This window comes from Pantoea sp. PNA 03-3, from assembly GCF_003201175.1.
In the GTDB taxonomy this organism is placed as follows: Bacteria; Pseudomonadota; Gammaproteobacteria; order Enterobacterales; family Enterobacteriaceae; genus Pantoea; species Pantoea stewartii.
The window spans coordinates 163,970-185,147 of record NZ_QICO01000008.1; the positions used below are offsets into that span (position 1 = coordinate 163,970).

The 21,178-nt window shown below is 54.8% G+C and carries 19 protein-coding genes; 10 read left to right on the forward strand and 9 right to left on the reverse strand.

All coding sequences use genetic code 11. The features are described from left to right. Positions 1–17 precede the first annotated feature (17 nt). From C7433_RS19190 to yjbE, 3 genes are all read right to left on the reverse strand, one after another. Complete coding sequence (locus C7433_RS19190; RefSeq protein WP_110268734.1) at positions 18–2,342, reverse strand: Tex family protein; 2,325 nt, start codon at positions 2,340–2,342, stop codon at positions 18–20. A gap of 99 nt (positions 2,343–2,441) precedes the next feature. Next, on the reverse strand, positions 2,442–2,918 hold the full coding sequence (gene greB, locus C7433_RS19195; protein ID WP_033741594.1) for a transcription elongation factor GreB: 477 nt from the start codon (positions 2,916–2,918) through the stop codon (positions 2,442–2,444). A gap of 148 nt (positions 2,919–3,066) precedes the next feature. Continuing rightward, positions 3,067–3,315: an exopolysaccharide production protein YjbE gene (yjbE, locus tag C7433_RS19200; RefSeq protein ID WP_006121012.1), complete on the reverse strand. Its 249-nt coding sequence runs from the start codon at positions 3,313–3,315 to the stop codon at positions 3,067–3,069. 533 nt (positions 3,316–3,848) lie between these two features. Between yjbE and ompR the strand changes: the two genes are divergently transcribed. Further along, the gene (gene ompR / locus C7433_RS19205) at positions 3,849–4,568 is read left to right on the forward strand and encodes a two-component system response regulator OmpR (protein ID WP_001157751.1); all 720 of its coding nucleotides are present in this window, start codon (positions 3,849–3,851) and stop codon (positions 4,566–4,568) included. Further along, the gene (envZ, locus tag C7433_RS19210) at positions 4,565–5,929 is read left to right on the forward strand and encodes a two-component system sensor histidine kinase EnvZ (RefSeq protein ID WP_006121011.1); all 1,365 of its coding nucleotides are present in this window, start codon (positions 4,565–4,567) and stop codon (positions 5,927–5,929) included. Before ompR ends, envZ begins: the two co-directional genes overlap by 4 nt. A 36-nt stretch (positions 5,930–5,965) precedes the next feature. Here envZ and pckA read toward each other — a convergent pair whose 3' ends face one another. The 5 genes from pckA to C7433_RS19235 form a co-directional block, all read right to left on the reverse strand. Then, complete coding sequence (gene pckA, locus C7433_RS19215; protein ID WP_054686900.1) at positions 5,966–7,585, reverse strand: phosphoenolpyruvate carboxykinase (ATP); 1,620 nt, start codon at positions 7,583–7,585, stop codon at positions 5,966–5,968. Between the two features lie 281 nt (positions 7,586–7,866). After that, complete coding sequence (hslO, locus tag C7433_RS19220) at positions 7,867–8,733, reverse strand: Hsp33 family molecular chaperone HslO (protein ID WP_006121009.1); 867 nt, start codon at positions 8,731–8,733, stop codon at positions 7,867–7,869. Between the two features lie 46 nt (positions 8,734–8,779). Next, positions 8,780–9,181, reverse strand: a complete 402-nt coding sequence (hslR, locus tag C7433_RS19225; protein WP_006121008.1) for a ribosome-associated heat shock protein Hsp15 — start codon at positions 9,179–9,181, stop codon at positions 8,780–8,782. Beyond that, complete coding sequence (gene yrfG, locus C7433_RS19230; protein WP_173476985.1) at positions 9,178–9,843, reverse strand: GMP/IMP nucleotidase; 666 nt, start codon at positions 9,841–9,843, stop codon at positions 9,178–9,180. The genes hslR and yrfG overlap by 4 nt, the downstream gene beginning before the upstream one ends. Before the next feature lie 57 nt (positions 9,844–9,900). Next, on the reverse strand, positions 9,901–12,036 hold the full coding sequence (locus C7433_RS19235; protein WP_033741582.1) for an intracellular growth attenuator family protein: 2,136 nt from the start codon (positions 12,034–12,036) through the stop codon (positions 9,901–9,903). 387 nt (positions 12,037–12,423) lie between these two features. Here C7433_RS19235 and nudE point away from each other — a divergent pair, with 387 nt between their 5' ends. After that, positions 12,424–12,990 carry an ADP compounds hydrolase NudE gene (nudE, locus tag C7433_RS19240; RefSeq protein ID WP_006121006.1) on the forward strand — a complete coding sequence of 189 codons (567 nt, stop codon included), beginning with the start codon at positions 12,424–12,426 and terminating at the stop codon, positions 12,988–12,990. A gap of 62 nt (positions 12,991–13,052) precedes the next feature. On the opposite strand, the gene mrcA is transcribed toward nudE, so the two are convergent. Further along, positions 13,053–15,605, reverse strand: a complete 2,553-nt coding sequence (gene mrcA, locus C7433_RS19245) for a peptidoglycan glycosyltransferase/peptidoglycan DD-transpeptidase MrcA (RefSeq protein ID WP_110268735.1) — start codon at positions 15,603–15,605, stop codon at positions 13,053–13,055. 116 nt (positions 15,606–15,721) lie between these two features. Between mrcA and pilM the strand changes: the two genes are divergently transcribed. The 7 genes from pilM to aroB all read left to right on the forward strand — a co-directional run bounded on the left by pilM (position 15,722) and on the right by aroB (position 21,152). Then, on the forward strand, positions 15,722–16,528 hold the full coding sequence (pilM, locus tag C7433_RS19250; protein WP_146212571.1) for a pilus assembly protein PilM: 807 nt from the start codon (positions 15,722–15,724) through the stop codon (positions 16,526–16,528). Beyond that, on the forward strand, positions 16,528–17,070 hold the full coding sequence (locus C7433_RS19255; RefSeq protein ID WP_110268737.1) for a PilN domain-containing protein: 543 nt from the start codon (positions 16,528–16,530) through the stop codon (positions 17,068–17,070). The genes pilM and C7433_RS19255 overlap by 1 nt, the downstream gene beginning before the upstream one ends. Next, positions 17,063–17,551 (forward strand): type II secretion system protein GspM, encoded by a 489-nt coding sequence (gene gspM / locus C7433_RS19260; RefSeq protein ID WP_110268738.1) that lies wholly within the window; start codon positions 17,063–17,065, stop codon positions 17,549–17,551. The genes C7433_RS19255 and gspM overlap by 8 nt, the downstream gene beginning before the upstream one ends. Further along, a complete protein-coding gene (locus C7433_RS19265; RefSeq protein WP_110268739.1) occupies positions 17,538–17,933 on the forward strand; it encodes a HofP DNA utilization family protein in 396 nt (131 codons plus the stop codon). Before gspM ends, C7433_RS19265 begins: the two co-directional genes overlap by 14 nt. After that, positions 17,869–19,140, forward strand: coding sequence for a DNA uptake porin HofQ (hofQ, locus tag C7433_RS19270; RefSeq protein WP_080752836.1), 1,272 nt, complete (start codon positions 17,869–17,871; stop codon positions 19,138–19,140). The genes C7433_RS19265 and hofQ overlap by 65 nt, the downstream gene beginning before the upstream one ends. A gap of 363 nt (positions 19,141–19,503) precedes the next feature. After that, complete coding sequence (gene aroK / locus C7433_RS19275; protein ID WP_033741572.1) at positions 19,504–20,025, forward strand: shikimate kinase AroK; 522 nt, start codon at positions 19,504–19,506, stop codon at positions 20,023–20,025. A 38-nt stretch (positions 20,026–20,063) separates the two neighbouring features. Next, complete coding sequence (gene aroB, locus C7433_RS19280) at positions 20,064–21,152, forward strand: 3-dehydroquinate synthase (protein WP_110268740.1); 1,089 nt, start codon at positions 20,064–20,066, stop codon at positions 21,150–21,152. The last annotated feature ends 26 nt before the right edge of the window (positions 21,153–21,178 follow it).

Here is a 21,178-nt window from a genome sequence, read left to right on the forward strand (position 1 = left end):
GACGTAACCGCCGTTAACTAGCGCTTCTTACCGAAGGCCGCAGCCAGGGCATCACCCATGGCGCTGTTACCTGCTGGCTGACTGGCGGGACGCGCCCGGCCTTTGTTCGCTGCGGGACGTCTTTCCTCACGTGCCGTGCTGCTCTTACCACTGCGGGCATGGCCTTCACCCGGCTGCTCGTCAAGACGCATAGTAAGCGCGATACGTTTACGCTGCAGATCCACTTCCATGACTTTGACTTTGACGATGTCGCCCGCCTTCACGACCTGATGCGGATCGTCCACAAACTTATCGGACAGGGAAGAGATATGGACCAGCCCGTCCTGATGAACGCCAATATCCACGAAAGCACCGAAGTTAGTGACGTTAGTGACCGCACCTTCCAGCACCATGCCCGGCATCAGGTCGTTCAGGGTTTCCACGCCTTCCGCGAACTGCGCGGTTTTAAACTCAGGACGGGGATCGCGGCCAGGTTTTTCCAGCTCTTTCATGATGTCAGTCACGGTCGGCAAGCCGAAACGCGCATCGGTAAAGTCCACAGCGTTCAGATTCCGCAGGCTGGCCGGATTGCCCATCAAATCGGTCAGGGCCTGTTCCGTGGCCGCCAGAATGCGCTCGACGACCGGATAGGCTTCGGGGTGAACCGTAGACGCATCCAGCGGGTTATCGCCGTGATTGATACGCAGGAAGCCTGCGCATTGCTCAAAGGCTTTCGGCCCCAGGCGGCTCACCTTGAGTAACTGCTGACGATTCTGAAAACGCCCGTTTTCGTCACGCCAGCCGACGATATTTTGCGCCATCATGCGCGTCAGACCTGCTACGCGCGTCAGCAGCGGTACGGAAGCGGTGTTCAGATCAACGCCGACGGCATTCACGCAGTCTTCCACGACCGCATCCAGCTTTTTCGCCAGCTGACTCTGGCTGACGTCATGCTGATACTGGCCTACACCGATGGATTTCGGGTCGATTTTCACCAGCTCGGCAAGCGGATCCTGTAAGCGGCGGGCAATAGAAACCGCCCCGCGCAGGGAGACATCCAGATCCGGGAACTCCTGCGCCGCTAACTCTGACGCGGAGTAGACCGATGCGCCCGCTTCGCTGACGATCACTTTTTGCGCCGTGACCTGCGGGAACTGCTTTTGCAGATCAAGGAAGAAACGTTCGGTTTCACGTGAGCCGGTACCGTTTCCGATCGCCACCAGTTCGACCTGGTGCTTCACGCACAGCGCCGCCACGGCCGCCGCCGCTTTCGCGGCCTGGCCAGTATGGGGATAAACGGTATCGGTGGCGACCAGCTTGCCGGTGGCGTCAACGACGGCAACTTTCACGCCGGTACGCAGGCCTGGATCCAGGCCCATAGTGGCACGCATGCCCGCAGGTGCCGCCATCAACAGATCGTGCAGGTTGCGTGCAAAGACGTTGATGGCCTCATCTTCGGCCCGCTCGCGAACCGTGCCCATCAGCTCGGTTTCCAGATGCAGCATCACCTTGATGCGCCAGGTCCAGCTGACCACAGCCTTGCGCCAGCTGTCGGCGGGCGCGTTATTCAGTCTCAGGTTCAGGTGTTCGGCAATCAGGGTTTCGCCATGACTTTCGCGCGGTGGCTCATCAAATTGCGGATCGGCATTCAGTGACAGCTGCAGCACGCCTTCGTTACGTCCGCGCAGCATCGCCAGTGCACGGTGAGACGGTACGGTATGCAGCGGCTCATGGTGGTCGAAATAGTCGCGGAATTTCGCGCCCTCTTCCTCTTTACCTTCCACCACTTTCGATACCAGATGGGCATTCTTCCACAAATAGTGGCGTACTTTAGCCAGCAGCGCGGCATCTTCAGCAAAGCGCTCCATCAGAATATAGCGCGCGCCATCAAGGGCTGCGCGCACATCGGCGACACCGTTATCGGCATTCACATAACCGGCAGCCAGTTGCTCCGGATCGTGCGAGGGATCCTGCCACAATGTCTCGGCCAACGGCTCCAGACCGGCTTCGATGGCGATTTGCCCACGGGTGCGGCGTTTGGGTTTGTAGGGCAGGTAAAGATCTTCGAGTTCTGTTTTGCTGAGCGTTCTATTGATGGCCTGAGCCAGGTCGTCGGTGAGTTTTCCTTGTTCCTCAATGGATTTCAGGATGGCCTGCCTGCGTTCAGCGAGTTCACGCAGGTAGCCGAGGCGGGTTTCCAGCTGGCGGAGTTGCGTATCATCCAGACCGCCCGTCACCTCTTTACGATAACGTGCAATGAATGGCACGGTATTCCCTTCATCCAACAGGCGGACGGCGGCGTCAACTTGCTCGGGGCGCGCCTGGAGCTCACTTGCAATTAGCTGGCTAAGAACATTCATCATCGGACTATTATGCTTTCTGGGTTGAGAAATAGCCGATAGTTATACGGATTGATGGGCGAAAATGCCAGAGAATGGGCCTGCTTTCAGCGATATTCTGAATCAGGCTTCAATATAGCTAATTTCATTAACATACCAGGCGGCCGGCCCGGCTGGCGTCTCGACAATGGCCATATCACCGACCGCTTTTTTTAACAGCGCGCGGGCCATCGGCGAGTCAATCGAGATGTAATCCTTACGGCCAAAAATTTCATCGTAACCCACGATACGAAAGCGTTTCACTTCACCGTCGTCATTCTCGACTTCCACCCAGGCACCAAAAAATACTTTGCCGTCCTGTTGGGGCGAATAATCCACAATACGCAGTTGCTCAAGACTTTTGCTGAGATAGCGGACGCGGCGGTCAATCTCGCGCAAACGCTTCTTATTGTACTGGTAATCGGCATTTTCACTCCGATCGCCCAGGCTGGCAGCCCAGGTCACTTTTTTGGTGACCTCGGGTCGCTCTTCCCGCCACAGATAATCAAGTTCAGCTTTTAAGGTGTTAAAACCTTCACGGGTAATCAGTCGCGTTCTCATGTACTGCAGCCGGTCAAATCAAAAGAGCTTCAGTGTAAAGCAAATCCGGTGTGGCGAAAAAGGGGGCGAGAAAAGGGTTTTTAACAGGCTAAAAACCCTTTTACTGCGCTTCACGCTCAGGGAAGCACAATGAGGCGAGGAGGCTGACTTATTTACCCGCTTTGGTCGACGTCGTGGTTGAGGTGCTGCTGCTGTTACCATCACCGCCGCCACCGCCTGCGGTCGCCAGCGCTACGCCCAACAGCGCGCCAATGGCACCAATACCGATGGCATTGGAGTTGCCCTGAGCGGTTGTGGTGGCCTGTGCACCGGCGGCTTCACCGGCTGCAGGGGCGGCATAACTTTGGCTGATGCTGGACAAGGCCAGTACGCTCAGCAGTAAGATCGTTTTTTTCATGTTTTCCCCGTAAAGCGACAGATTGGCGTTGCTTTAGTCTGGGTGATATCAGGCAGTACGCAAAGTGAGCTTTACTGATTGATTTATTGGACTTTAGCTGCAAGTGGACTCATTAAAAGCGGATCTCATACTAATCCGAGAACGGTCGCGTATTATCCTGTTTTTTTGCGGAAGAATATGCTGTTATCAGAGTCATAAACCGCAGCTTGCCGGAGAAGCGGGCAATAACAGATTCGATTTAAGTCAAATTTTCTAGCAACCCGTTGTTTTTGTTAGCGCGATTATCACTGGTACGGTGTTAAAACCAGTAAATAGCGGAATTTTAGCCAATATTTCAGATTTGCCGTATTCTGTCCCACGGAGGACGAAACGGAACGGCTTCTCCGTCAGCAGAACGTGAATTTAAATATAAGCTGCTGTTTAATATGCTTTGTAACAATTTTGACTAGAATATAAACCATTAAACACTGTCGCTGTGCCACATGTTTTTTTAACAATATTGGCTCAGGCAATCGCGCCTTTGGGAGTTAAAAATGCAAGAAAACTACAAGATCCTGGTCGTCGATGACGATATGCGTTTACGCGCTCTGCTTGAACGCTACCTTACCGAACAAGGCTTTCAGGTGCGCAGTGTCGCCAACGCCGAGCAGATGGATCGTCTGTTAACCCGCGAATCCTTCCATTTGATGGTGCTGGATCTGATGCTGCCTGGCGAAGATGGGCTGTCGATTTGCCGCCGTCTGCGTAGCCAGAGCAATCCCATGCCTATCATCATGGTCACGGCTAAGGGTGAAGAAGTGGACCGTATCGTAGGGCTGGAAATCGGTGCGGACGACTATATTCCTAAACCATTCAACCCGCGTGAGCTGCTGGCGCGCATTCGTGCCGTGCTGCGTCGTCAGGCCAATGAGCTGCCCGGTGCGCCTTCGCAGGAAGAAGCGGTCATCGCGTTTGGTAAGTTCAAGCTCAACCTGGGCACGCGGGAAATGTTCCGTGAAGATGAACCTATGCCGTTAACCAGCGGCGAATTCGCCGTGCTTAAGGCGCTGGTGAGTCACCCACGTGAGCCGCTGTCGCGCGATAAACTGATGAACCTGGCCCGCGGTCGCGAGTACAGCGCCATGGAGCGTTCCATTGACGTTCAGATTTCTCGTCTGCGTCGCATGGTGGAAGAAGATCCGGCTCATCCACGCTACATCCAGACCGTTTGGGGCCTGGGTTACGTCTTTGTACCGGACGGCAGTAAAGCATGAGGCGGTTGCGCTTCTCGCCACGAAGTTCGTTTGCCCGCACCTTGTTGTTGATCGTTACCTTGCTGTTTGTCAGCCTGGTAACGACCTACCTGGTGGTGCTGAACTTCGCCATTCTTCCCAGCCTGCAACAGTTTAATAAGGTTCTGGCGTATGAAGTCCGTATGCTGATGACGGACCGTTTACAACTGGAAGATGGCACGCAGCTGGAAGTGCCACCCGCGTTTCGCCGCGAAATCTATCGTGAACTGGGTATTTCGCTCTATACCAATGCGGCGGCAGAGGAGAGCGGACTGCGCTGGGCACAGCACTATAAGTTCCTCAGCGATCAGATGGGGCAGCAGCTTGGTGGCCCGACCGATGTGCGCGTCGAGGTTAATAAAAATTCCCCGGTTGTCTGGTTAAAGACCTGGCTGTCGCCCGATATCTGGGTGCGCGTGCCGCTGACTGAAATTCACCAGGGTGATTTCTCACCGCTGTTCCGCTATACCCTGGCGATAATGTTGCTGGCGATCGGCGGAGCCTGGCTATTTATCCGCATACAAAACCGCCCGCTGGTGGACCTGGAACACGCCGCACTGCAGGTCGGCAAAGGCATTATCCCGCCGCCACTGCGTGAGTATGGCGCGTCAGAAGTGCGCTCGGTCACGCGCGCGTTCAACCAGATGGCGGCAGGGGTTAAACAGCTCGCTGACGACAGAACGTTGCTCATGGCGGGCGTCAGCCACGATTTACGTACGCCGTTGACCCGTATTCGCCTCGCCACAGAGATGATGAACGAGCAGGATGGCTATCTGGCCGAATCGATCAATAAAGACATCGAAGAGTGCAATGCCATCATCGAGCAGTTCATTGACTACCTGCGCACCGGTCAGGAAATGCAGACCGAACTGGCCGACCTGAACAGCGTTTTGGGTGAAGTGGTGGCCGCAGAAAGCGGTTATGAGCGTGAAATCGAAAATGCGGTGATGGCGGAAGAGTTGATGCTGGAGATTAATCCCCTTTCCATTAAACGTGCGCTGGCTAACCTGGTGGTGAACGCAGCACGTTATGGAAATGGCTGGATCAAGGTCAGCAGCGGTCGGGAACTGCATCGCGCCTGGTTCCAGGTTGAAGACGATGGCCCGGGTATTAAACCCGATCAACTGGCCCATCTGTTCCAGCCCTTTGTGCGCGGTGACAGTGCGCGTAGCACCAGCGGTACCGGTCTGGGACTGGCTATCGTGCAGCGTATTATCGATGCACATCAGGGTTCGCTGGAAATTGGCGACAGTGAGCGGGGAGGATTACGCATCCGTGCCTGGCTGCCGTTAGCAGAAACCCCGGAAGCGGTTCAAAACAGCGGCAATCTTTCGCTGAGCTAAAACAACGGCGCGGCGGTTCAGGCCGCGCCGTGGCGATTAGCGCTGTGGACCGGCTTTAACCAACGCGGCACCTGCCGCATTATCGGTATACTTCTCAAAATTAGTGATAAAACGCTGGGCCAAATCATCCGCCGCAGCGTGCCACTTCGCTTCACTTTCCCAGCTACGACGTGGATCCAGGGTGTCTTCATCCAGATCGCCCAGGGTTTTAGGGACCTGAAGGTTGAATACCGGCAGCGTTTCCGTTGGCGCATCATCCAGCTCACCGGCCAGAATCGCGTTGATAATGGCGCGGGTATTTTTCAGCGAAATGCGTTTTCCACTGCCGTTCCAGCCGGTGTTAACCAGATAAGCCTGCGCACCGGCCGCTTCCATGCGTTTCACCAGCACTTCTGCATACTGCGTGGGGTGCAGTGTCAGGAAGGCGGCACCAAAGCAGGCTGAGAATGTTGGCGTGGGGGCGGTCACACCGCGTTCCGTGCCGGCAAGCTTGGCGGTGAATCCCGACAGGAAATGGTACTGCGTCTGCTCTGGCGTTAAACGGGAGACCGGAGGCAGTACGCCAAAGGCATCGGCGGTCAGGAAAATTACCTTCTTCGCATGACCTGCTTTGGAAACCGGCTGCACGATATTATCGATGTGATGAATCGGATAGGAGACGCGGGTGTTTTCGGTTTTGCTGTCATCCGCAAAATCGATACTGCCGTCTTCACGCACCACCACGTTTTCCAGCAGCGCATTGCGGCGAATGGCGCGGTAGATTTCGGGCTCGGCCTGCTCAGAAAGATTAATCGTTTTGGCGTAGCAGCCGCCTTCAAAGTTAAACACGCCGTCATCGTCCCAGCCGTGTTCATCATCGCCAATAAGCTGGCGATCCGGATCGGTAGACAATGTGGTTTTACCCGTGCCGGACAGACCAAAGAACACCGCCACGTCACCGGCTTTACCCACGTTGGCCGAGCAGTGCATTGACGCAATGCCTTTCAGTGGGAGCAGGTAGTTCATGATTGCGAACAGCCCTTTTTTCATCTCCCCGCCATACCAGGTGCCGCCAATCAGCTGCATCCTTTCCGTCAGGTTAAAGGCCACGAAGTTCTCAGAATGCAGTCCCTGCGCCTGCCAGTCCGGATTGGTGCATTTTGCGCCGTTCATGACCACAAAATCCGGCGTGAAGTTATCCAGTTCGGCAGCGCTGGGCTGGATAAACATGTTTTTCACAAAGTGTGCCTGCCAGGCCACTTCGGTAATAAAGCGTACGCTCAGGCGTGAGTCAGGATTGGCACCGCAGAAGGCGTCTACAATAAACAGACGCTTACCTGAAAGCTGCTGCGTCACGCATTTTTTCAGCGCTTGCCAGGTTTCCTGCGACAGAGGCTGGTTATCGTTTTTTCCGGTGCCTTGATCGTTCCACCACAGCGTATCGCGCGTGGTGTCATCGCGGACGATGTACTTATCCTTAGGCGAGCGCCCGGTAAACACCCCGGTATCGACTGCGATTGCGCCGCTTTGCGTCAGGGTGCCACGCTCAAAACCTTCGAGCTCCGGGCGCATCTCTTCCTGAAATAACGTGTCGTAATCAGGGTTGTGAACCACCTCAGTGGTATCGGTGATGCCCAGATCGGCAAGGGCTTTCGAGGTCAGGCCGTTAACGCGCATTTTACTGCTCCTTAAATCGGTGTCTGTTCTGTACGGGCAAAAAGAGTTTGGGATCGTGTCGGTCAAAGGCCGCCCGGTCAGGCGAGGAGACAGATCGCGCGCAGTGTACTCTACTGAGTCTGAGGGGGAAGGTATGTTCTTTTAAAAATGCGACTCAGGGCGCGTTAAGGTCGTGTTTCGAACGTTTTTAAGATGTTAAGAAAGTAAAAAAAGATAATTTATCAAGTAAATTAAGGGCATAGCAAAGCAGAGGTGAGGGCGGCAGAACCGCCCTGGTCGGATCAGTGAAGACGGTTGCTGTTTTCCACGGAGTTGCTGCGGATACCGGCAATATCGACAGCATCGAAAACATAATGCGATCCGCAATAGTCGCAATGCATATCGATTTTGCCGTCTTCGGCAATAATCTCATCGACTTCTTCCTGCGGCAGCGTTTTCAGGACCTCGCCGCAACGTTCGCGCGAGCAGGTACATTTGTAGATCACCGGCTGGGGATCGTAAACGGTCACTTCTTCCTGATGGTACAGTCGCCAGAGCACATCAGTTGCCGGCAGGTCGATCAATTCTTCTGTTTTAATCGTCTCTGTCAACGTAGCGAGATGGTCGAAATCCTCTTTATCCGTGTCCTGCGCGGGCAGAACCTGTAACAGAATCCCGGCGGCGCCTGCATCGCTGGTGCGGATAAACAGTCGGGTTGGCAGCTGTTCTGAACGCATGAAGTAATCTTCCAGGCATTCGCTCAGCGTGTCACCTTCCAGACCGACCACGCCCTGATAGCGCTCACCTTTTTCTGGCGTAATCGTAATCACCAGATAGCCGTTGCCCACCATGCTCTTAAGCGTGCTGTCGTCAGGGATCTCGCCTTTCATTCGCGCGACACCGCGTAATTCCTGCTGATTATTCCCATTGATCACGGCCAGCGTCAGCGGACCATCGCCCTGCAACTGCACGGTGATCTCACCATCAAATTTCAGCGTCGCGGTAAGCAGGCTGGTTGCCACCAGTAACTCACCCAGCAGGGTTTGCACAGCGGGTGGATAATCGTGGTTTTTAATGGTTTCACGCCAGGTGTTTGAAACGTTGACCAGTTCGCCGCGAACAGCAGCATTTTCAAACAGATAACGGCGCAGTTGATCGTTTACAGACATAATTTTTCTCTCTTTGGGCGGGCGGTGAGCGGCATCAAGGCCTGTCTTACTCATCACCCGATAACTTAAATTTCATCAAATCGCGGCGCTCTTTTTTGTCAGGCCGGCGATCGGGATGGGGCATAGTCAGCGCATTCATTTTGCGCGCCAGCGCCATTTTTTCGCGCTTCTCAATGCTGGCGTCCGTTTCACGATAAAGCTGCTGCGCTTCACTGGCCGGGCGCCGCTGTTCGCTGATCCCGGTAATTACGACGGTACGTTCATCATTGCCCTGGCGCAGTGTTAGCTCCGCATCACGTTCAACCAGCTTACTTGGTTTGCTGCGCTGACCATTGTAATGAACCTTACCGCCTTCAATCATCTCGCGCGCAATGGAACGGGTTTTATAGAACCGCGCCGCCCAAAGCCATTTATCAAGACGAACACCGTCTTCAGATTTTTCTTTCATAGCTGCTCCCAGGCCTGGATCACTGTGCGGTAATGGCTTATTGCATAGTGACGCTGAAAGGGTTGTTCGGGACGACCGGAATCAGGATTACGGATGCCTAAACACCAGCCGATTCCCCAGGATTTAGCGACATCAAGAAGGATTTCGTTGTCATCAATGAACAATGTTCGTGATGCATCAAAGCCCGTGTGTTGCGCGACCGCCTGCCACAAACGTTGATCTTCTTTCGGATAGCCAAAGGTATGGGTGGAAAGTAATAAATCAAGGTGTGGTGCTAAACCTGTTTGTCGTCGTTTAACGTCCAGATTCCAGGGATGCGCATTGGTCAGCAGAATAGTGCGCTTACCTGTGCGCCGCAGCATCTGCAGAAAAGGCAGCGTATCGGGCCGTAAGCGGACGCGATGACGGTGTGCCCAGAGCATCGCGTGGATATCCAGTTGCAGGGCCTCTGACCAGTAGTCCAGACAATACCAGTTTAGCGTATGGGACACGGCCTGATATTTTTCTTCCATCAACTGCCGCGCGTGTTCGACAGGGATGCCCCGATGCGCGCTCAGCGCATCCGGCACCTGTTCCCGCCAAAAGACGCGGTCAAACGCCAGATCCAGTAACGTGCCGTCCATATCCAACAGCACGGTATCAATATCAGAACCGTTACACATCATGGCGGATTTACCCATTGCCTTTTCGCGCCACAGGGTAGCACAGTTGCAGGCCGGTCAGAATACGGAGCGCACGCCCTGTATAGTGCTGAGGGAAGGGTTAAAGCACGTGTCGTAGTATTGCTGAATCGCGAGCATACGCTGACGATTCAGATGCATACGACGCAGCGCCAGCAGGCCGTTAGTGAGGCCACAGGCCAGGAGCACGATTAACAGCAAGGCGGCACCGAGATAGCGCCATTTTGCCATCGCATCAGGTTCATTATGCAGGGCGATATGGCGCGTGCCGTTGGCATCTGTGTAGATGTTCGTGATGATGCCCGTCGCGCTGAACGGCGTGTGCAACAGCAGTGAGGACAGACGTTGCAGCTCCTGCCATTGTGAGGCCGCATCCAGATCAAACAAGGGAACCGCGGGCTGAGGCTGGTTGACTAACTGATGCCCTTCGTCGCTGACAATCACAAACCCGCCCGGCGGTGGGCTGTTGAGATTTTCTGTGGCACGACGCGTTTCACGATAAAAGAAGGTCGAGGTCGCGGTGTGCACCAGATTTTCCAGCGCTTCCGCGCTGACAGGGCGCAGCAGGACATTCATCCCGTTAAGTTGACCGGAATCGGCGCGGCTGACTAATGTGTCCCAGTCTTTGGCATTGCCCAAATTCACCAACGCGTTTTTAAGCCGAACACAGTCCTGTGCCTGGCTGCACAGCGCCTGCGTTTTCAACACCAGATCGGAAAAGTCATCCAGCAAAATCATGCCTGATTTCTGAATCGCAGACGCTAACTGCGGATTCAGTTTGGGGTCCGTATTGGTTTCGGGATGCAGCTGTTTTGTGGTGGTTTCCAGAAGCGCGGAGGCTTTCTCAATAATATCTGAGTGAGGCAGTGGCAGAGGCGTAGCGTTATTCCAGTAGATCTGCGAGCAGTCGAACGGCATGTAGATATAAGTGCGATTGCTTTGATAATTGCCCGGCACGGCACACATGCCGGTCCCGGTAACCTTCAGGCTGTCACCCACTTTCAAATCTTCACGACTCAGTTGATTGACGCTACTGACATCAAGGCTGTCAGTACCTTTTACCCATGCAAGGCTGAGCTTGATGGGCATACTGAGCGGTATCCAGGTGAGTAAGAAGGCCAGAACAATAAAGGCACCGCAGGCCAGAACGACATTTTTCCGCCAGCGCTGAAGCGGAAAGTTTTTTACCTCGTCCTGCAAAGAAAGAAAACGGCCCTGACGCACCACCTGACGGTTAAGATAAATTTCGACGTCTGTAACCTGCCCCAGGTCGTGTGCGACGTAAGGCTGCCAGTGCGCAGGATAAATCAGGTCGATAATTCCCAGCGTGATGTTGCTCTGCTCTTGATTGGACTCGCCAAACAAGCCCCAGCGTTTTGGCGCGCCGCGCAGGCAGTGGATCTCACGCAGACCATTTTCACCGGGAATCCGGTACATTAACCACAGACTTGCGACGACCATCGCGCTGGCAATCACCACCAGCCAGATCATCAGACTTGTGGGTAATAACAAACCAATAAAAAACATCATCAACGCAAACGAGATGATAACGGCCTCGCGCGTGCCATCCGGGCGGGACAGTCGATACTCTTCCAGGGTTTCTTTGCGCACCCGAACTAACTCAACGTTTTCGCTTTCGGCCTTACGGATAGAGGCATTTGTGGATGCCGGACGTATCAGATTAGGCAGTGACTGCTGATCAATCGCGTAATCCACCAGCGAGTGGCCGTTTAACGAAATGATGAGTGGGATCGATTGCGTACGGATCAACTCAACGTAATTTTCATCGGTGATGTACTGTTCCCACAGCGGCGGCAAATGGACTTCAACTTCATCCAGATAGTAGCGCCACTTATGCGGATCGTCGGTGGAAAGCCCATAGCGGGTAATCGCGCGGGTAACCGGATAAACATTGTTGCTCTGGGCGGTCAGCACCAGCTTTTCGTGCCGACGACGGGATTCACCAGGGCTGAGAATACGGGGTTGTTTTTCCAGGGCGGCAAGATACTGCTCTACGGCTCTGCGCTCTCTTTCAGTCAGTTTACGGCAGGGCGGGCTGATGAATGGCAACGGTTTCGCCAACGGCGGCCTGCGCCGCATAGCGTACCAAAATCCAATACCTGCCAGAATTGAACAGGTTAGCACTAAGGCCAATATAATAATTATTGTGCTCATGCTTTGCTCAATTCAGCCAAAATACTGCCTTCACTTTAGACTTACGTCCCCAGACGCGCCCCTGATTTCAGGCGATTGATGGGAGGTTAAACAACTCTGACAAGTTTAACAACAAACAAAATTGTACTGTAAATCATTTGATTAGGCGTTATTACAGCACACAGTGCCAGAATAGTAACTATCATGCACATAGTATTGTATCGGCATTGTCTGAATTTTGAAGGCAGATATTGACTAACGCAAATTTTTTGTGCCCGAAATAGAGCCGTTATTGCATAGAGAAAACGTGGGCTGCGTAACCGGATGACGTCATTGAGTCGCACAATGCTCCACGGTTAGGTATGCTAATTCGCTACGGAGTGCTGGCGCAGCAAGTTTGAGGCTGATATGAAAAAGTCGTTAAAAAAACCTGACATCCTCAATGTAGAAACCGTAGCACGTTCACGGTTGTTTACTGTCGAAGCGGTCGACCTGGCCTTCAGCAATGGCGCCCGGCGCATTTATGAACGCATGAAACCGTCGGAACGCGAGGCAGTCATGATTGTGCCCATCATTGATGATCATCTGATTCTGATCGAAGAGTATGCCGTGGGCCTGGAAAGCTATGAACTGGGCTTTCCAAAAGGCTTAATCGATCCGGGTGAAACGGTTAATCAGGCGGCCGACCGTGAACTGAAAGAGGAAGCGGGATTCGGGGCTGGCCAGTTAACTTTGCTGGGTAAACTGACGATGGCACCGTCCTATTTTTCCAGCAAGATGAACATCGTGGTTGCAGAAGGGCTTTACCAGGAGAAGCTGGAAGGGGATGAGCCTGAGCCGCTGGTGGTCCACCGTTGGCCGTTAAGCAACATGCTGGCGTTACTGCAGGAGCCTGATTTCCGCGAAGCGCGCAACGTCAGTGCGTTGTTTATGGTGCGTGAGTGGCTGGTGAAGCAGGGCCGTCTGCATTACTGATTGAGCACCAGATTTCCGGGCGGTATAAAGCGGAGAGGCGGCCAGGCCGCCTCTCACGTTTATCAGAACAGTTCGTGACTTTCGCCATTGTCCATGATGGTCGTACCTGCATCATGAACCGAATATTCAGTTGGCTGTGTTCCGTTGATAAAGTACTCCTGACGTGTGTTTCCTCCGCCATTGGCCAGCTTGCCCGTACTGCGGTCAATGGTCACGGTAACAATGCCCTCAGGCGGCGTTAACGGCTGAACAGGTACACCTTCAAGGGCCACCTTCATGAAGTCATCCCATGCAGGCTGTGCACTCTTCGCCCCGCCTTCATAGCCCGAAATCTGATCGGGAATGGCACCAGAAAGCGTACTGCGACCCAGATCGCGACGCGCATCATCGAAGCCGATCCACACCGAGGTCACCACGCCCGGGCCGTAACCCGAGAACCAGGCATCTTTGGAGCTGTTAGTCGTCCCTGTTTTCCCGCCGATATCATTACGTTTCAGGTCGCGTCCGGCACGCCAGCCGGTGCCCATCCAGCCTGGCTCACCAAAAATATTACTGTTCAGCGCGCTTTTGATCAGGAAGGACAGCGGTGTGTTAATCACGTGCGGCGCATACTGCTGTTCGCCACCCTGCTGAGGCTGGGCGGGCACTTGCTCCAGCTCAGGCTGCGGCACGGCTTGATTTTGCTGTGGGGCGGACGGGGCAACGTTCTCAACGCTTTCCGCATTCAGCGCCAGCGCTTTTTTGGTTTCACCGTAGATCACCGGTAAGTTGCACTGCGGACAGGCAATTCTGGGTTTCTCTTCGAAAACGGTCTGTCCCTGTTCATTTTCGATCTTACTGATGAAATAAGGATCGATCAGGAAGCCGCCGTTAGCCATCACCGAATAGCCCCGCACGACCTGCAGCGGTGTGAACGACGCGGCACCCAGGGCCAGCGATTCGGTATGCACAATATTCTGTGCCGGGAAGCCAAAACGCTGGAGATACTCTGCGGCGTAATCCACGCCCATTGCACGCATGGCACGAACCATGACAACGTTTTTAGACTGCCCCAGCCCCTGACGCAGACGAATCGGACCATCGTAAGTGGGCGGAGAGTTCTTTGGACGCCAGTCCGCACCGGCACCGGCATCCCAGCGAGAAATCGGTACGTCGTTCAGAATGGAGGCCAGCGTTAACCCGCGATCCATCGCTGCGGTATACAGGAACGGCTTGATGTTTGAACCCACCTGGCGCAGCGCCTGAGTCGCGCGGTTAAACATGCTCTGGTTAAAGTCAAAGCCCCCGACCAGTGCGCGAACCGCACCGTTATTAGGGTCCAGTGAAACCAGGGCCGAGTTCACATCCGGTACCTGGCCCAGCCACCATGTATCGCCGACCTGGCGTACCCAGATCTGCTGGCCCGGCTGAAGCACCTGTGCAATGCTTTTGGGTGTCGGTCCCTGCACTGTGTCCGATTTAAAGGCACGCGCCCAGCGCACGCCCGCCATCGTCAGTGACACATTGCTGCCATCCTTCATCATGACGGTGGCTTCGTCACTCTGGACATGCGTTACGACGGCCGGATGAAGCGGCCCGTACAGAGGCAGATTTTTTAATGCTTTAATAATCTGCGTTTGCCCCCAGGCTGGCTCGCCGACTTTCCACAGCACGCTGGTAGGGCCACGATAGCCGTGACGCATATCGTAGGCGATGACGTTGTTCTGCACGGCTTCCTGCGCGGATTCCTGCAGACGGCGCGTCACGGTGGTGTAAACCTTGTAACCATCGGTATACGCATTATCGCCATAGCGTTTCACCATTTCCTGGCGCACCATCTCGGTCAGATAGGGCGCGGAGAAGACGATTTTCGGGCCATGATAGCTGGCGACCAGCGGCGCATTACGTGCTTCATCATATTGCTGCTGGGTGATGTATTTCTGGTCCAGCATACGAGCCAGCACCACATTGCGTCGGGCGACAGCACGACTGTGGGAATACAGCGGGTTAAAGGTTGACGGGGCTTTCGGCAGCCCGGCGATGGTCGCCATTTCACTCAACGACAGCTCGCCAACGGGTTTGCCAAAATACACCTGCGAGGCTGCGCCAACGCCATAAGCCCGGTAGCCGAGATAGATTTTATTCAGGTAAAGCTCAAGAATTTCGTCTTTATTCAGCAACTGCTCAATGCGAATCGCCAGAAAGGCTTCCTTTACCTTACGCATCAGGGAGCGTTCCGGACTGAGGAAAAAGTTACGCGCCAGTTGCTGCGTGATGGTACTGGCCCCCTGGGACGCATGGCCTGAGACCAGCGCAACGCTGGCGGCACGGAAAATCCCGATGGGATCCACACCGTGATGCTCATAGAAGCGGCTGTCTTCCGTCGCAATAAACGCATGGACCATGTCAGGTGGAACCTGCTGCAGGCTGAGCGGAATACGGCGCATTTCACCATACTGGGCGATAAGATCGCCGTCGGCGCTGTAAACCTGCATAGGGGTTTGCAAACGCACATCTTTCAGTGTGTTAACGTCGGGTAACTGGGGCTCTATATATTTGTACAAACCATAAATCGAGCCAGCTCCCAGCAAGATGCAACACACTGCAAGGATTAATAAATACTTTACGAACTTCACCTGAGATTTCCCATCTGTTGTCGTTTGGGCAGTTTATAAGCAACCGCGCAGTAGTATAAAGGCAAGCCAGACGCTTTGATATGTCCATTTTTCCGGACGATAAGGAGATCGCGCGCATGGCTTTTCACACCTGGCAAATTGGACTGGATATTCAGAACCGGCAGTGCTGTGCCCTTGCCATCCTGCGTCGTCGCCGGGGTTGGCAATTATGCCACTGGTGGCAGCAACGGCTGCCGCAAGATACGTTAAGAAACGGTGTGCTGCAATCTTCCCCTGCATTGCTGTCTGTATTAAGCCAGTGGCGTAAGTTGTTACCACGGCGCTATACGTTACGGGTCTGTCTTCCCGCGCACCTGGCACTACAGCAACCGCTTTCTCTGCCTGATCCGCCCTTAAAAGAACCCGCACTGGGCCGCTTTGTCCGGGCATCCGCTCAGCGTCTTTTCCCGGTGGACGCCAGTGAACTGGCCCTGGATTACCGTGTCGATACCACCCTGGAACGGCTAAGCGTAACGGCTGCACGGCGGGATGTCGTTACGCAGTGGCGGGCACCGCTGGAGCAGGCCGGCCTTAAATGCTCTGTGTTTGAACTGGCGACGAACGCACTCAACATCGTCGCAGAACAGGCGCAACTGGCTGCGGGAAGTGTAGTGGTTTTACGCCAGGATGCACGTTACCTGTGGAGCGATGGCGTCAACGCCGCACTTTTTGCCGGAGAGGGCGGTTTTGACGCGCTACGTGAGCAGGCTTTTCCCCACGCGACGTCGCTTTATTATTGTGATGCCGATAACGCATTGCCGCCGGCTGACACGGTGCCGTTCTCTCCCCTGCAAACATTTCGCTATCAGCAGCCACCTTTGCCCGCGCATCCGGGGGCCTTCGTCCTGGCCGCCGGGCTGGCGTTGCGGAAAGAGGATTGCTGATGGTCGCTGTAAACCTTCTTCCCTGGCGGCACTGGCGCTGGCAGCGTCAACGGCGTCAGAGCTTACGTATACTGGCTGTCACGTCAGGACTGGTCGTGTTGCTGGTGGCAGGACAGTGCTGGCGGAACCATAAGGCGCTCAGACGGGTTCAGCGTCAGCATTTCGGCCTCAGTCATGCCCTTAAGGCCGCTGAACAGCAGGTGGTGCAGCAACAGCGACTGCTGAAACAACTGGATGAGGCGCAGCAGCGCCGCCACTGGCTGCACCAGCAGAGCAGGCAGTTTCAGGTCTGGCAGCAACTCTGGCTTGCGTTGCCTGCTTTGCTGCCTGACGGGCTGTGGTTAACGCGACTGGTTAAACGGGAAACGTCGTTACAACTGGAGGGCAAAGCGCAGCATATGCAGGAGATTCGCGCCTTTCGCCAGCGCTTAAGCGATGTGGCGCTGTTTTCACAGATCAAACAAGGCAATGTGCAACGCCAGCCTGAAGGGGAGTATCGCTTCGTCTTGCATATTCGCCTTAAGGAGGCGACTAGTGAGTAGCCTTACCGGGCACTGGATGCGGTTAGCTCCACCGCTGCGTTATGGCAGCCTGTTGGCGGGCGCGGTCTGCCTGCTGTGTGTGGCCTGGTGGACCGTGCTACAGCCGCAAAAACGGGTGCTGGCTGATGCCAGGCATCAATGCGTGCAGCAGCAGGCGCACCTGCAACAGCTGCAGCGACAGTTTGCCCGCTATCCCGCCCTTGCTGTTTTACAGGCACAACTTCAGCAGATTCAGATGGAAAAGCCAGCCGCGTCATCGACGCTGGAGGCGATCATCGCAGAACGAGGTGCAGCGCTTGAGCAGTGGCTGCCCGATGAACAGCCACGAGCCCTCACATTCCATCTGCAATGGGCCCAGTTTCCGCCGTTGTTTTCAGCGCTTTCAACGTCTGCAACGGCGTTTCCTGATCGCTTTCAGTTAACCGCTCATTCTGACTATCTGGTGGCGCAACTCTGGCTGGACGTTGATGAAACCCATTAGTGTTGTTCTGCTATTACTCAGCTGTGGCGCTGGCGTTGCGCAGGCACGCGATCCGTTTCGTCCCCTTCCTGGCGCGGCCTGCCTGGCGGAGGTTGAACCTCTCAGCGAATGGCGTTTGCAGGGCATCATTGGTCGTGCTCCCCGGTTCCAGGGCTGGCTACTGACGCCACAGGGCAAATCCGTCCACGTCCTGAGCGACCAGCCTTTTCCGTTGTTCCCCTGGCAAACCCTCCGGTTTACTTCCCGTTCGCTTCAGCTATTTATTCCGGGCAGTTGCCCGGCCCAACGTTTCACGTTTCATCTCAAAGGACGCCTGCATGATAAGGATAGCGATTCTGACCCTCCTGCTGTTTTGCCAAATCCCCGCTCACGCCAGCCCTGATGAGGGCCTGAGCCTCGCGTTTGATGATGCGCCGATTGAGCGCATTTTACAGGCGCTGGCTGATTACCAGCAGATCAACCTGATGATCTCCCCTGAGGTTAACGGAACGCTGTCACTGCGGCTGGACAACGTCTCCTGGCAACAGGCACTGTCGCTGGTCGCGCGGATGGCGCAACTGACTGTGCTGGAAGAAGATAACGTTCTGCTGGTTTATCCCGAGCGTTGGCAGCAGCAGCGGCGCGAAGCAGAAAAGGTACAACAGGCGGAAGCGCGTCAGCAGCGTCCTTTAATGCAGCGCAGGATCAACCTGCTCTATGCCAGTGCCAGTGAGGTGCACCGCAGCCTGCAAGGGGAACGCCAGTCGCTTATGACATCGCGCGGGAGCGCCTCTGTGGACACGCGCACCAACAGCCTGTTGCTACGCGACATTGAACCGGCGCTGCAAGACACGGAGCGCTGGATTCAGGCGCTGGATGTGCCGCTGGAACAGGTTGAGCTGGCGGCCCATATCGTGACGATTAGTGAAGAGAATCTGCATGAGCTGGGCGTCAACTGGCGACTGTCTGAGGATAGTGAAAGCCTCAGCCGGGCTTTACATCACCCGCTTCTGGCTATTCCCCTGGGGCTGACCTCGCCCGCTGTTTCGCTGGGCGTCACGTTGTCGCGGACAGGCGGCAGAGTGCTGGATCTGGAGCTCAGTGCGCTGGAGCAGGAAAACCAGGTTGAAATCATCGCCAGCCCGCGGCTTTTTACGTCGCATCAGCAAACCGCGTCGATTAAACAGGGCACCGAAATCCCTTATGAAGTCTCAGCCGGTAACAGCGGCGCAACCAGTATCGAATTCAAAGAAGCGGTGCTGGGCATGGAAGTCACGCCCACCGTTTTAGGCAATGGCCGCATTCAGTTGAAAATACGTATCAGCCAGAACGTGCCGGGGCGCGTGGTTCAGACCAGCGCCTCGCAGGTGCTGTCGATTGATAAGCAGGAAATGGAAACGCAGGTGACGGTTAACGACGGGCAAACACTGGCCCTGGGCGGTATTTTCCATCAGCAGCGCACTCAGGGACAAACGCAGGTGCCGTTACTTGGCCGTCTGCCTGTCGTGGGGGGATTATTCCGCCAGCAGGCTGAAGAACATAAAAAACGCGAGCTGGTGATCTTCATGACGCCGCGATTGGTCAGGGAAGCAGCGCTTACGGCACGATAAAACGGAAAATGTGCCCTTAAAGTTTAACTGCGTTGACGCAGGACAGGAATTAGCTTACAAGGTTTAGCGATTTTTAACACGTTGTAAGCGTCTGAGTTGGAAGAACCCGGCAAGCAGATGAGCGAATTCCTCTGTACGCAGTCATGTCACAACGCTTTACTGACGCCTTACAGTTTCGCGAACAACAGGCCAATTCAGAAATGGATGTGCTGTAAGCAATATAATCGGTTGCCAAACAGCCTTGAGTGTTGAGATAATTTTTCGTCTGACTCTTGCTAACGCTCATGAGGTCTCAGTTCCTGTCCCGCCAGTAAAATGCTGAAAGCGGGGTATCATTAACGAATTCTTAGTAATACCGACAAAATGGCAGAGAAACGCAATATCTTTCTGGTTGGGCCGATGGGTGCCGGCAAAAGCACTATTGGCCGTCAGTTGGCTCAGCAACTCAATATGGAGTTCTTCGATTCCGATCAGGAAATTGAGCGACGCACCGGAGCGGATGTGGGCTGGGTTTTTGACGTTGAAGGCGAAGCTGGCTTCCGCGATCGTGAAGAAAAAATCATCAATGAACTGACCGAGAAGCAGGGCATCGTCCTGGCGACCGGCGGTGGCTCCGTAAAATCCCGGGAAACACGTAATCGTCTCTCCGCCCGCGGCGTCGTGGTTTATCTTGAAACCACTATTGAGAAACAACTGGCACGTACGCAGCGTGACAAAAAACGCCCCTTACTGCAGGTCGAGTCGCCACCGCGTGAAGTACTTGAAGCGCTGGCCGCTGAACGCAACCCGCTGTATGAAGAGATCGCCGATGTTACCATCCGCACTGACGATCAAAGTGCAAAAGTGGTGGCGAATCAGATTATCCACATGTTGGAAAAAAGTTGATCCAACGTTTGAAAGCTCTTTGACAGGTATCGAGCATCATGGAGAAGATCACCGTTTCATTGGGGGAACGCAGTTACCCCATCACTATCGCCGCCGGACTGTTTAATGATCCGGCTTCTTTTTGGCCGTTAAAAGCGGGTGATAATGCCATGCTGGTCACGAACGAGACGCTGGCACCGCTTTACCTGGATAAGGTCACGGCGCGGCTAAAGGCGGCGGGAGTGAAGACGGATCAGGTGATTTTGCCCGACGGTGAGCAGCACAAAACGCTGGCGGTGATGGATCAGGTTTTTACCGCCCTCCTGCAAAAGCCCCACGGGCGCGATACCACGCTGGTGGCGCTGGGTGGGGGCGTGATTGGCGACCTTACCGGTTTTGCTGCGGCAAGCTATCAACGTGGTGTGCGGTTCATTCAGGTGCCGACCACGCTGCTGTCTCAGGTTGACTCGTCGGTTGGCGGAAAAACGGCGGTTAACCATCCTCTTGGCAAAAACATGATAGGTGCGTTTTACCAGCCCGCTTCGGTCGTGATTGATACGGAATGTCTCCGGTCACTGCCTCCGCGTGAGCTGGCGTCCGGTCTGGCTGAAGTGATTAAATACGGCATCATTCTGGACGGTGAATTCTTTCACTGGCTTGAGCAAAATCTTGATCGCCTTCTGGCGCTGGATGAAGCCGCGCTGGCCTGGTGCATCCGTCGTTGCTGTGAGCTGAAAGCCGAGGTTGTCGCCGCGGATGAGCGTGAAAACGGTCAGCGCGCATTACTGAATCTGGGTCATACTTTTGGCCATGCCATTGAAGCGCATATGGGCTATGGCAACTGGTTGCATGGTGAAGCGATTGCCGCTGGTATGGTGATGGCGGCGCGAACCGCGCAACGTCTTGGTCAGTTCAGCGAACAGGATTGCCAACGCGTTATCGCGTTACTGCAGCGCGCCGGTTTGCCGGTACACGGACCGGTTGAGATGCAGGCCGAAGACTATTTGCCCCATATGATGCGCGATAAAAAAGTGCTGGCGGGCGAATTACGTCTGATACTGCCTTTGGCGATAGGCCGCGCTGAAGTGCGTAGTGGCGTGGCTCATGATATGGTGGTGGCGGCAATTAATGACTGCCAGAAATCTTGATATTCAGCAGGTAAGTGGTGACGCGA